This window comes from Pantoea sp. X-Soil-TKNS-1280 (genome assembly GCF_059730475.1).
The window spans coordinates 2,570,567-2,582,619 of record NZ_AP035962.1; the positions used below are offsets into that span (position 1 = coordinate 2,570,567).

General features: G+C 50.4%; 10 protein-coding genes and 1 tRNA gene. 6 read left to right on the top strand and 5 right to left on the bottom strand.

The features are described from left to right. Positions 1-24: 24 nt before the first annotated feature. Positions 25-1,428 carry a DNA (cytosine-5-)-methyltransferase gene (gene dcm / locus AC6I8X_RS12005; protein WP_497839850.1) on the top strand — a complete coding sequence of 468 codons (1,404 nt, stop codon included), beginning with the start codon at positions 25-27 and terminating at the stop codon, positions 1,426-1,428. 120 nt (positions 1,429-1,548) lie between these two features. Further along, the gene (locus AC6I8X_RS12010; RefSeq protein WP_313686181.1) at positions 1,549-3,150 is read left to right on the top strand and encodes a methyl-accepting chemotaxis protein; all 1,602 of its coding nucleotides are present in this window, start codon (positions 1,549-1,551) and stop codon (positions 3,148-3,150) included. A 40-nt stretch (positions 3,151-3,190) separates the two neighbouring features. Here the strand turns inward: AC6I8X_RS12010 and AC6I8X_RS12015 are convergent, their stop codons facing one another. Both AC6I8X_RS12015 and AC6I8X_RS12020 read right to left on the bottom strand, forming a co-directional pair. Then, positions 3,191-3,442, bottom strand: coding sequence for a hypothetical protein (locus tag AC6I8X_RS12015; RefSeq protein WP_084875645.1), 252 nt, complete (start codon positions 3,440-3,442; stop codon positions 3,191-3,193). Between the two features lie 76 nt (positions 3,443-3,518). After that, positions 3,519-4,217 carry a phosphohydrolase gene (locus tag AC6I8X_RS12020; RefSeq protein ID WP_208715483.1) on the bottom strand — a complete coding sequence of 233 codons (699 nt, stop codon included), beginning with the start codon at positions 4,215-4,217 and terminating at the stop codon, positions 3,519-3,521. Between the two features lie 591 nt (positions 4,218-4,808). Between AC6I8X_RS12020 and AC6I8X_RS12025 the strand changes: the two genes are divergently transcribed. From AC6I8X_RS12025 to AC6I8X_RS12035, 3 genes are all read left to right on the top strand, one after another. Beyond that, a complete protein-coding gene (locus AC6I8X_RS12025; RefSeq protein ID WP_299449558.1) occupies positions 4,809-5,486 on the top strand; it encodes an ASCH domain-containing protein in 678 nt (225 codons plus the stop codon). Positions 5,487-5,655: 169 nt separating this feature from the next. Beyond that, positions 5,656-6,432: a DgsA anti-repressor MtfA gene (gene mtfA, locus AC6I8X_RS12030; protein WP_497839851.1), complete on the top strand. Its 777-nt coding sequence runs from the start codon at positions 5,656-5,658 to the stop codon at positions 6,430-6,432. A 104-nt stretch (positions 6,433-6,536) separates the two neighbouring features. Beyond that, positions 6,537-6,612: transfer RNA gene (locus AC6I8X_RS12035), tRNA-Asn, on the top strand. A gap of 61 nt (positions 6,613-6,673) precedes the next feature. On the opposite strand, the gene AC6I8X_RS12040 is transcribed toward AC6I8X_RS12035, so the two are convergent. Together AC6I8X_RS12040 and AC6I8X_RS12045 are read right to left on the bottom strand one after the other, a co-directional pair. Next, positions 6,674-7,705: a hypothetical protein gene (locus AC6I8X_RS12040; RefSeq protein ID WP_313683290.1), complete on the bottom strand. Its 1,032-nt coding sequence runs from the start codon at positions 7,703-7,705 to the stop codon at positions 6,674-6,676. Next, entirely contained in the window at positions 7,695-9,395 is a 1,701-nt protein-coding gene (locus AC6I8X_RS12045) for an AAA family ATPase (protein WP_497839852.1), read from the bottom strand. Before AC6I8X_RS12045 ends, AC6I8X_RS12040 begins: the two co-directional genes overlap by 11 nt. 345 nt (positions 9,396-9,740) lie before the next feature. On the opposite strand from AC6I8X_RS12045, the gene AC6I8X_RS12050 reads away from it, so the two are divergent. Continuing rightward, positions 9,741-10,994: a carbohydrate porin gene (locus AC6I8X_RS12050; protein WP_313683288.1), complete on the top strand. Its 1,254-nt coding sequence runs from the start codon at positions 9,741-9,743 to the stop codon at positions 10,992-10,994. Between the two features lie 51 nt (positions 10,995-11,045). On the opposite strand, the gene aroD is transcribed toward AC6I8X_RS12050, so the two are convergent. Next, the gene (aroD, locus tag AC6I8X_RS12055; protein ID WP_313683287.1) at positions 11,046-11,930 is read right to left on the bottom strand and encodes a type I 3-dehydroquinate dehydratase; all 885 of its coding nucleotides are present in this window, start codon (positions 11,928-11,930) and stop codon (positions 11,046-11,048) included. Between the last annotated feature and the right edge of the window lie 123 nt (positions 11,931-12,053).

Below are 12,053 nucleotides of genomic sequence, written 5' to 3' on the forward strand. Positions count from 1 at the left end.
CGCTTCACTGTTAAGGAAAAACGCATGCACGCCGAAGAGACCGCCGCGACTGCCTCACCCTCCCCGCTCACTGTTTCCACCCATGACGATGCCAGCAATCTGCTGCAACAGGTTCTGGCGATTTATGCCGCGCGCGATCTGGTCATCACACTCAGCAACGCCGGTGGTCGTGACTGGAACGTAACACGTCTCAACCGGATACGTCAGGGCAAGATGGCAGCACCGGCGCTAAGCAGTGCGGAAGTGGCTAGCCTGCAGGCGTTATTACCCAGCCGACCCACACATTACGATGCGCCTCGCTTCCAGTTTGTTGACCTGTTCGCAGGCATTGGCGGCATTCGTCGTGGATTTGAGCAGATTGGTGGCCAGTGCATCTTCACCAGTGAATGGAATAAAGAGGCGGTTCGCACATACAAAGCCAATCATTATTGCGATCCGCAGACCCATAGTTTTAACAGCGATATTCGTCAGGTGACACAACCGGCGGGACTGACTGATGAACAGGAAATTTATCAGCACATCGCCAACACAATCCCTGACCATCAGGTGCTGCTGGCTGGCTTCCCCTGCCAGCCCTTCTCGCTGGCAGGCGTGAGTAAAAAGAACGCCATGGGGCGAGCACACGGTTTTGAATGTGAAGCACAGGGCACGCTGTTCTTCGATGTGGCACGTATTCTGGCCGCGAAAAAACCGCCATTCTTTGTGCTGGAAAATGTCAAAAACCTCAAAAGCCACGATAAAGGCCGCACCTTTGCCATCATCATGGCGACGCTGGATGAACTGGGCTATGACGTGGCTAATGCGCATGACGATGGACTGCCGGATGCCAAAATCGTCGATGCGCGCCATTTCCTGCCACAGCACCGCGAACGTATCGTGCTGGTGGGTATCCGGCGTGATATCGGACTCAGCGCAGGTTTTTCCCTGCGTACCCTCTCCTCGCTTTACCCGAAACAAGTGCCAGCCCTGAGTAGCCTGCTGGAGCCGCAGCCCGATGCCAAATACACACTCTCCCCGGTGCTGTGGAACTATCTCTATCAGTACGCTAAAAAACATAAAGCCAAAGGTAATGGATTCGGTTTCGGCCTGAACGATCCGCGTAATCCTGTGGTCTGTGTGCGTACTCTGTCGGCACGCTATTACAAGGATGGTTCGGAAATTCTTATCGATCGCGGCTGGGATAGCGCATTAGGCGAGCAGAACTTTCAGCATCCCGGAAATATGGCGCGCCGTCCGCGACGTTTAACACCACGGGAATGCGCGCGCCTGATGGGGTTTGAAGCGCCCGGTGAAGCACGTTTCCGCATTCCGGTCTCCGATACGCAAGCTTATAAACAGTTCGGCAACTCGGTGGTGGTGCCGGTATTTGCTGCTGTCGCGCAATTGCTGCTGCCGTTGATTGAGCAATACACGCATAACAATAAGTGATTTCGGTCCAGAATTTCCTTTAGTGACGCGTGTTCTGCTGTTTTCCCTGGCAGTCACTCCTCTGTCACCAAACTGTCACACGCCCTGCCAATACTGCTTTTTATTTTTTGGGGGCGTTTGATGTCACTCCTTTCCGTTATCTCTCTGCCAGCGCGGCTGCGCGCCCGGCTTTCCCTGCGCATACCTTTGTGGCTCACCAGTCTGCGCAGCCAGTTTTTGCTGTTTATGGTGCTGTTTTGCCTGCTGCAATCGGCAGGCGTGATGTTGCTTAACAGTAAAGTGAATCAGACCCAAACCTCGCTGCAACAGGCCAGCCTGCTCCGGGATAGGCTGGCCCTGCTGGATAAAGCCCGTATTGAGTTACTCACCGCCAGTGATAATAGCCATGGGGCGGCCATCTATCTGATGCAGGATCAGCAAAGCGGCTCAGTGGATAGCTGGAAAAGCCTTGCCGCCGCCGCTCAGGACTCGTTAAATCAGGCACAGCAGCTGTTTACGCAATATCATGCGGCAGCCGATAGCCCGCTGGCGCAGGGTTTTGCTTTGCTGGCTGGCGGGTTGCAGGAGCAGCTCAAAGGTCTCAGCGCCAATGATATCAACGCCTTCTTTATGGTGCCGATGCAGGCATTTCAGCAGCAATTCAACGATGCCTGGTTCAGCGAAATCGAGCAGGCCAACCATCAACTTAGCAGCGTGAATCAGAGTACCCTGAGCACCCTGAAACATAGCCGGGACCTGTCCTTGCTGGTCAGTGCGCTGTTAATGGCCCTGTTGTTACTGACGGCGACGCTGCTGATTCGCGGTGTATTACGACCACTACGTCACGCCAATGCCCAGCTGGCACAAATCGCCACCGGTGACCTGCTTGCCAGCCACACCTTAGCCGGTCGCCAGTCGCTGGAAACACGCCAGTTACTCCAGTCAATCGATACCATGCGCCAGGGGTTGCAGCAGATCGTGAGCGATATCAACACCGTCGCGGTGAGTGTTGCGGCCGGTGCCGAACATATGCAACAGCATAACGAGCAGGTGATGCAGCAACATCAGGCGCAAAACGCCAGCTTCCATCACTTGTCACAGCGTCTGCATCGGGTATCAGAAGAAGTGGAAAATGGCGCGCGCTTCTCGCAGCAGGCCACCCAGGAAGCCCAGTCTGCCGATACGTTAATGCGTAACTGCGCGCGGGAGGTGGATAACATGGAACATCAGATGCAGCAGATCGTCAACGCTTCCGGCGATATCGCCGGGATTGTCGATATGCTGGATAATCTTTCGCTGCAAACCCGATTGCTGGCACTGAATGCGGCGATTGAGTCGGCGCATGCTGGAGTATATGGCCGCAGCTTTTCGGTGGTGGCGAAAGAGATTGGGTTGTTGTCGCAGCAAAGCGGCCAGTCAACACGACAGATCGATGGTCTGATTCAGCATACGCGCCAGCATGTCAGTGACGGTTTCGATAAGGTGAAAACGCTGGAAACGTTGTTTGCGCAAATAAGCCACGCGGTTTCGGGGGTGGTACAACAGCTGGACGATTTGCAAACCAATACCACGGCCCAGAGCCGTCGTGTCAGCACTATTGCCCAGGAAGTGGTGGCAATGAGCGAGCAACTCCAGAAAAATGAAACGCTTAATGCGCAGCAGGTGGACGCGGCTGCGCAGTTGCGTGATCTTTCAGACCGCCTGGCGCAGCGCGCGCAGCAGTTTCGCGTGGAACACGCTTAAATTTCTGGAAAGAAAAACCCGTCAGGCGACGGGTTTAGTCTTATTTTTTCTTCTTACCCTGCTTCTTCAGCAGCGTACGGATCTGTTTCAGTTCCGCGGCACTCAGCTGTTCAGCCGGTGCTTCCTCTGTGTCCTGATTATCAATCGCGTCCTGAGACGGTGCCAGTAAGCTCGCCTGCAAGCGATTAACAATCTCCTGGCTCATGGAAATCTGGTTGTCCAGAGCCAGCTGTTTGATGTGTTCTTTCAGCGCAGGATCAATTTTAATGGTTAAGTTAACGGTCTCGGTCATCTTGTTACTCCTTTTTGATTTTCATCAACGTAGCGGAAGATGCCGAAAGTTAACAGGCTGTCATAAAAATTTAATATTAAACCTGTATAGGGCTGAAATCTCTTAATACCGATTCATCAATGGAGGTCAGATTGCCCTGTAACTCCGCACAGAGTTTGGCCATATAGCGCACCAGAAAGTCAGCATTGTATTCTGCCAGCTGACGGCCAGCTTCCGTTTGCATGGTTTCCGGCAGGCGCAACAGCTTCTTCTGAAAATGATCCAGTGTCCACTGCACATCATTCAGCTCGCGATCTTTACCCAGCGGATCATCGCTATCGAACAGCGGACGACCCAGTGCGCCTGCGGTATAAAAGACGCGCGCCAGTCCAATTGCCCCCAGTGATTCCAGCCGGTCCGCATCCTGCACAATCTTCGCTTCCAGCGTATGAGGAGCGATTCCGGCGCTAAAGCTGTGCGCCTGTACCGCATGGGCAACTGCATCAAGATGATCGGCCGGAAAATCAGGGAAGTCCTGCTGCAAAATACGACGCGTCTCTTCTGCGGCATAGGTCGAGGCCAGATGGCGTTCCGGGTGGTTTTTCGGCAGGTTAACCACATCATGGAAGTAGCAGGCAGTGAGCACCACCAGCGGATCAGCATCACTCTGCTGCATAATGCGCGACGCGCTCATCCAGACACGGCGCAGGTGGGCGATATCATGGGCTTTATCATCATGCAGCCAGTTCTGCTGCAGCCAGTTTTCGAATCGTGTTTGCCAACCAGTTAGCGACATCGTGCTTCTCCTGTTATTGCTGTTATAAAGCACCGCCAGGCTCAGGGTGCTACTCCTGCGGACATCATAGCGGCCCGTTGATGACACTATCTTTACACCCCTCCTGCATAAGCCATGAGGAAAAAATGAGATCCTGATCCTGTTATAGCGCTGTTAACTCCGCTTTCCCAGCACCATAGATGTTTTCGGTATTTCCTCATCCTCGTTTCAGTTAAACGACTCTGTTTAGCAGCCATAATGTTTTAAAGCCATACAGATATAGTGTGTTAATCAATTATTCTGGTTTAACCCACTACTTAAAATCGTTTCGGTAAACCGATCACCCACGGCATATTCTGAAAGAGTTCCCATTTTGTCCGTTATAACGTACTGTATCTGAGAAAAATGTGATTCTGTTTTTCCGTCTAAGCCAAGTAAGCACGCTTTTTGCTTATGAGCCATTTTTAAAACTGAAAACGCACGGATGGCCTGACTATAAGGCGACAAATTATTAAGCAAATTTATTTAAACCCATTATGCTAATTCTGCACATCCGCAGACGCGAATGAGGCAGCAGATTCTCCGGGTTCGTGACATAACAAGAGGTAAATCATGAAAGAACGGCCGATTCTTTTTTCCGAACAGCGGGTACGCGCCCTGTTGGTTGGCCAGCAAACACAGACCCGGCGCATTATGAAGACTCAGGCATTTGGTCCGGGTCAGGATCACCACGAAGGTGTGCACGCATTTGACGTCAGCGCGAACCATCTGCATGGCTACAAACTCATGTCGATGGCTGATATCAGCTATCATTGCCCCTATGGCAAACCCGGCGATCGCCTGTGGGTGCGTGAGACCTGGCGTGGGCCGATTGTTCCCGAAGATCAGCTCACTGAATACGAGCGAGATCCTATCCCCTTCCGTCTTCCGTCGTTCTGCCAGTACCGTGCCGACAGCAATGAACTGGGGCAGTTGGATGAGAACATGCAGGATGCTGAACAATTTGGCTGGCAGACGGCCATCCATATGCCGCGCTGGGCCAGCCGCATCGACCTGGAAATTACCTCAGTACGCGCGGAGAAGATTCAGGACATCAGTGAAGACGACATCATGGCAGAAGGCGTCCAGACCGACTCTCACTTCCTGAATAACTTCTTCACCATGAATATGAATGCTGAATCACCGAAAGAGGCCTACCGCAAGGCCTGGCAAAAGCAATACGGTGCCACCAGTTGGGAAGTTAACCCCTGGGTATGGGTGATCGAGTTCCAGCGTGTAGAACGTGAATAAATCCTCCCTCCTCTCCCGCCTGCGGGAGAGGAAAACTCTCACCTTTGTAATCCCAGTCACAGACAAAATCCTCGCTAACAGGTTGAATAGACGGCTTTGAATCCGCGCTGGTAATTTTCTCTGCACCGCGCGACGATACCGTCTTCCGCCCTGAAGAGTGAGTGATGCAATGTTCAAATGGCCGTGGCAAGCGCAGGTTGAATCTTCCGTTGCAGCACTCCCGTGGCAACAGGCGCTGGCGCAGCCTATCTTCTCTCTGCTGGAGGAGGATGAGCACCGAGCCTTGATCGCCCTGGCCCAGCGCTTCCTGCAACAGAAAAAGATAACTCCACTTCAGGGTTTGCAACTGGATGAGCTGCGCACCGCGCGACTGGCGTTATTGTTTTGCCTGCCGGTGTTAAAACTCGGTCTGGAATGGCTCGATGGCTTCCACGAGATCCTTATCTATCCTGAACCCTTTAATGTGGATGACCACTGGCAGGATGAAAGCGGTCTGGTGCACCAGGCGGCAGCCGTGCACGCCGGTCAGAGCTGGACACAAGGTCCGGTGGTATTAAACGCCCTGGATATTCAGGATTCGTTCGATCTCTCCGGCTATAACCTGGTGATCCACGAAGTGGCACATAAGCTGGATGCGCGCGGCAGCGGTTATACCAGCGGTGTCCCGGCGATTGCGCTGCGTGATGTCGCCAGCTGGGAGAAAGATTTGCTACATGCGATGGAGCAAATTGAAGCCGAGGTGGAGCTGGTTGGTGAGCAGGCCGCCACTATCGATCCTTACGCCGCCAGCGATGCTGCCGAATGCTTTGCGGTGCTGTCCGAGTATTTCTTTAGCGCACCGGATTTGCTGGCAAACCGCTTTCCCGCGATGTACCAGCATCTGCAACAGTTTTACCACCAGGATCCACTGGCACGATTAAACCCCGCACCACCGGAATCTGCTTAAAGCGTGATCGCTTTGTATTATTGCTAGCCAGTTGAATACAAATGTGTTTTTAGCTGTTGACACATCTGCCAGTGGCCATTAATATGCGCGCCATCGAAACCGATTCCTCTGTAGTTCAGTCGGTAGAACGGCGGACTGTTAATCCGTATGTCACTGGTTCGAGTCCAGTCAGAGGAGCCATATTTAGAGAAGCCCGCTCAGGGAAACCTGAGCGGGCTTTTTGCTTTTCTTCTATACCATCTTACGGAATCGGGTTCCTTACCGGAATATCGTTAAATACATCCAGGTCCCGAACCAAATCATCAATTAACTTAGTTAAAGGTTGCAGGCGGGTCGCCGGGTTGCGGAAACTGAACTGGCCTAATAGTAATTGTTTGAGTTGCTCACGGGAAAAGGTAATCCCATAAGTCGCTTCTAATTCAGCCATCCATTCCGGTGTATATATACGCTTAAGCTGGGCCAGATAATCAACGACAGCGGTCATATTTTCATAACGGTCATCCAGTGAAAATGTATCATTTAGCTCCTTCAGATGATGCTCTTTACCCTGCAGATAATGTTGTCGGATTTTTATATCCTCTGCCTGGTAGTTTACCAATGCATGATATTTATCCACATCCGAGAGATAAAAGTGAAATACTGAATCCAGGCTATCGTCTTTCGGGTTGAAATGTCGCAACGCCGTTTTACTTTTCTTTCGATTGCAAATGCCGCACACAGGCACAAAATTGTGAATATTCAGGGCGTAATAACTATATGTCGATTTATCCAGGTAATGGTCGAGTTCACCGTAAAACTGTTTGCCCACATCCAGAAACGCTTTGTCGCAGTATGGGCACACCACCGTGCTGAGCGACTTAGCAAAACAGGGGGCCGAGACTGAATTTCTGAAACGCGTGTAGCTTGCCTCCATCCATGTATTAAAGGCAAGTCGCTGCTGGGGTGTCAGACCACGTAATGCGGCCTCAAAGACCTGGCTTCGCCTGTTTAACCTTTTACCTTGCCATGGTGTGCTAATGAAAGCAGCCTTTACCAACGCAGCTTCTGATTTGTTGAGGAAAATGCGCAGTGAATCAACTTTTGTTGCTGATGATTTGACATGCTTCAGTGCGGCAATATCAATATTAAACTGATCATAATCATTCGTCCTTCCGGCGAAAAAAACAGTGATCACCGCCGCTCTTAAATGCCTGTTAACGGCAAGCGTGATATTAAATTCGGAGAAATAATTGACCCGCACACACCACTCGAGAAAAGGCGTATCATCCCTCATTGAGTTTTCCTTTTAACAGTGCACGCTGCTGTTCCGTTAACCTGGACAGAAATTGATCTATCTCCTGATTTGCCATATGTTCTGGTGTCCTAAGTTTATTCTCCAAGGCATAAACAACGACTGGCTCCCCTGTTTCAGCAATCAGAAAACGTAACATCTCTTCATCAACCTCCTTGTCCTCCAGCACCTCACGTATTTTACTGCTCGCAAATGCACCTACCGAGCGATCAACGAAGAAACGGTGTTTGTATAAATCGTGAATATTGCTGCCAAACGTTTTCCCTAATATTTCAGAAGACGGATCTACCGCTATCACACTCGCGGAAGGTAAATCGGAAACAACGATCGGATTATGGCTGGAAATAATTAACTGAAAGTTCCGTTGCGAATACGTGGCTAATAAATCCAGCATCGATTTAATCAAACATCTTTGCAGGTCGGGATGCAGATCTGAATCAGGTTCGTCCAGCAGTAACTGCATATTATTTGCTCTGGTTCTCGCGTCTTTTGCCTTGCGCTGCAAAGTGGCGTAAAGATCAATGATTTTCCACTCGCCAGTGCTAAATGGAGGATCTATGGTGAAACGACTTTCACTGACATTTTCTTTAATTTTTGCCATAACTGACAGAATACTACGAAACGGTTCACCGTTTTGCCTGACAGGCGAAAACTCATAACGAACCGTTCCATTCCGGGTGAAATTACTACGCTGCATATAATACAGAGACTTTACCAGCGTGTAAGGATCAACTGAAAAGAAATAATTACACAACGGCGAAAACTCATTAAGCAGTTTAAATGCACTATCTTCCGAGTCAATCATACTGATGTAATACAGCAATGAAACATACCCAGGAATAATATGCCTAATATCAGGATTTTCTTTATTTATCTCTTTCCAGAAAAAGTTATTTTCCTCATAAGATCGCGCGATGGCCCATAGCAATCTCAGTGCAACCAGTGTGGCAACAAATTTTTTCTTATCATGTAATTTGAGATCGCCAGGCAACGCGACCTCAACATGACTAAACTTTTGGTACCATGAACGCTGTACATTCCACGTAAACAAACGCGATGCCATCCTCTCTTGCAGATCGAGATGGTCCATAACCTGATAACAATAAAACACTTCATCCGGACCTGCGTGGCTTTTATTACGCCTCCGATACGAAATCGATAAATCGTGTCGTGCGTTCTTACTCCCTGAGAAACTCAACTGAAGATTGTTTGAAGCATAATACCAGGTGTCTACTATGGGCGTACTTTTTATCTGCTCACAACTTAATCGCATGATCTTATCAGCATGAAACTTATCTCTTGTCCGCCATAAGCCAGCAACTCTTCCCTGTGTCACTTTTACCACATACACATAGTCAAATCGGGTAAAAATATAGGTGAAGGCATAAGCACTGACATCCGCTCCGTCTTCCACGACTTGCCCGATCTTTAACAACGAGCCAGTAAGATTCAGTATGCTCATTACGCCTGATTTGCCACTACCATTCTTACCGGTGAGACACACGATTTCCGTATTGGCAGAAAAAAAATGTTTAGGGACGGAATCATCACGTAACTCAACGTTAATCTCTTGCTTATCTTCATCAAATCGGTAGAGATATTGCAGAGAGAAGTCATAAGTTTGCTCGACGATATTGCGCCAGCGTTCAATACTGAGGGAAAGAGCACTCATCTACGTTTCCTTACGAGTGGTTGAATGTGGAAAGGATATCAACATACAGAATCCATTTCAGAAACATCCTACTCTCGCAAGAAATATTTGGCCAAATCATTACCAGAAAATGCCATGTTCATGGCAATAGCGTGAGAGTATTTTCTTTTTTCATCTTATTTTTCCCCGCACAAATTGCTGAAACCTGAAGTTACCCTTCAAGAAATTTAGAAACACTTAGTTTGTCATGAAACGTCAATAAAACAGCGACCTCAAACGAACCGAGCGGTACAATAAGCGTGCATTTTCACTAATCACAATTTACACATCATGAATACCATTCGTTTTAAAATCAGGCCATTGCCTGTGGCATTACTTTGTGCGCTGGCCATGCCTGCCGCACAGGCAACCGACTTTTTCCATCAGGACACGATGACCGGCGACTGGGGAGGTGCACGCACCGACCTGGCGCAACATGGCGTCAACTTAACCGGCGATTATGTTTCTGAAACCGCCGGAGTCCTCAGTGGCGGCCAGTCTTATGGCACCCGCTATGCGCAGCAAATTCGCCTCGGTGCCACTTTTGATCTGAATCGTCTGTTTAATGCTGAACATGCCGGTACCATCCAGCTCAGCATTAACGACCGTCGTGGACGCAGCACCTCTGCCGATCTGGTGGGCAACCGTCTGCCGATTCAGGAAGTTTATGGTGGGGAATATACCCGTCTGAGTGAATTCAGCTACACCAACACCCTGTTTACACCGCAATTGCAGTACAAACTGGGCTGGCTGGCGATGGGCAATGATTTTGGTGGTCTGTCGATTCTGACTAACTTTATGAACGCCGGATTCTGCGCCCACCCGCTTTCCCTGTCAGGTGGCAGCGGCTGGGGCAACTACCCAAATGCGCATCTGGGCGGTGAGCTGAAGTACACCTTCAATGACAGCTGGGCACTGCAAACCGCCGTGTTTAATGTTAACCCGACGCAGAACAGCGAATCATCAAACGCATTTAAACCGTTCGTTCCCGGCACCACCGGCTATATCGTACCGATTGAGTTGATCTACAACTTCAACAGCGCCCTGCCCGGTCAGTACAAATTAGGTTATTACTACGACAGCTCCAACGTCGCACGTATTGACCAGCCGGACCGCCGCGCCGATAAACGCTGGGGGGCTTATGTACTGGCGGATCAGACCATCTGGCAATCCGCTTCCCTGCGCAGCCAGAATCTGCATGTATTCGGTCAGGCCACCACCACCGACGAAGCCACTTCCCCTTTCCGTCACTGGTATTCCGCCGGTCTGGTGCTAAATGGTCCGTTTGAATCGCGCCCCAACGATGCCATTGCCATTGGTTACGGTCGTGCGGTGTACAACCAGCACAGCCGTGATAACGCGGTTGATAGTCTGCGAGCCAAAGACGAGTTAGCCCAGGCAGAAATGGTGAACGGTCTGGATATCGGTGAGCAGCTGGTTGAAATGACCTATAACCTTCAGGCTACGCCGTGGCTGTCCGTGCGCCCGAGCGTGCAGTACATCAAAGAACCGGGTGCCTTCTCGAATAAAGAGATTAAAGATACCTGGGTAGCCGGTGTGCAGGTTAAAGTGAAGTTCTAAAAGAAAACGCCTTCCACGACAAACGAGGAAGGCGTATTTAGCAGGCGGGAATTAATGACCGTTCAGCGCAACATCGATGGTTTTCAATACCTGATGCAGCTGCGCAGCATCAACCTGACCCGGCGCTGAAGCCGTGCCCAACATACCGAAAGTCAGATCGTCGCCAAACACTTCACCCGACAAACGGGAAATGGCACCCAATCCGCCCATCGACATGGTCAGCAGCGGTTTGCGTGAATATTGATTACGAATCTGCGCAGTCGCATCGATCAGTTTCACCACATCGCCGGAATCATGCGGCATTACCGCGATTTTCAGGATATCGGCCCCCATGCTGTCCTGTTTACGCAGACGAGCGACGATTTCACTGGTCGATGGGGTTTTGTGGAAATCATGGCTCGACATCACCACTTTAATCCCCGCCTGGTGGGCCGCAGTGACTACCTGATGAATCACGGCCGGATCGCGGAACATTTCCACATCAAGAATATCGATGAAATGGTCTTTAATCAGCGCCAGATATAACTTGCCATAGTCCTTATCGCTGATAGCTTTCGCGCCACCTTCAGATTGGGTACGGAAAGTCAGGATCAGCGGTTTACCCTGGACATCTGCTGCAACCTGTTTGCCCAGCGCGCCAACTTTGGCGGCGTCAGTAGCAAAATTCAGGTAATCAATGCGGTATTCAATCAAATCGGCATCCGGGTTGGCGCCGATGGCTTTCGCTTGTTCCAGTACCTGCTCGGCTGTCGCACCCGTGGTCGGAATGATGACTTTCGGCATACCTTCGCCAATCGCGGTCTGACGGATAACAATCGGTTCTGCGTGACGCACGCTTACTGCGGCGGCAGGTGCGCTGGTGGCAGCGATGGCGTTGGTCACGCCCGGCAAGGCCAGCAGCAGAGAAATCGCTAATACATTTTTACGCAAGTTCATGGGTTGTTCCTGTTTCGCTAATGACACACCTGACAAGATGAGAGCGGCACGAATGCCGTCTCTTTCCGGTCGGATTATTTTTTTTAATTTCAGGTGAATGCTGTCAGGTAATGCGATGTCGAG

Bases quoted from the DNA above. Each gene is read 5' to 3' on its own strand.
- dcm (WP_497839850.1), top strand. From the start codon at position 25: ATGCACGCCGAAGAGACCGCCGCGACTGCCTCACCCTCCCCGCTCACT.
- AC6I8X_RS12010 (WP_313686181.1), top strand. From the start codon at position 1,549: ATGTCACTCCTTTCCGTTATCTCTCTGCCAGCGCGGCTGCGCGCCCGG.
- AC6I8X_RS12015 (WP_084875645.1), bottom strand. From the start codon at position 3,442: ATGACCGAGACCGTTAACTTAACCATTAAAATTGATCCTGCGCTGAAA.
- AC6I8X_RS12020 (WP_208715483.1), bottom strand. From the start codon at position 4,217: ATGTCGCTAACTGGTTGGCAAACACGATTCGAAAACTGGCTGCAGCAG.
- AC6I8X_RS12025 (WP_299449558.1), top strand. From the start codon at position 4,809: ATGAAAGAACGGCCGATTCTTTTTTCCGAACAGCGGGTACGCGCCCTG.
- mtfA (WP_497839851.1), top strand. From the start codon at position 5,656: ATGTTCAAATGGCCGTGGCAAGCGCAGGTTGAATCTTCCGTTGCAGCA.
- AC6I8X_RS12040 (WP_313683290.1), bottom strand. From the start codon at position 7,705: ATGAGGGATGATACGCCTTTTCTCGAGTGGTGTGTGCGGGTCAATTAT.
- AC6I8X_RS12045 (WP_497839852.1), bottom strand. From the start codon at position 9,395: ATGAGTGCTCTTTCCCTCAGTATTGAACGCTGGCGCAATATCGTCGAG.
- aroD (WP_313683287.1), bottom strand. From the start codon at position 11,930: ATGAACTTGCGTAAAAATGTATTAGCGATTTCTCTGCTGCTGGCCTTG.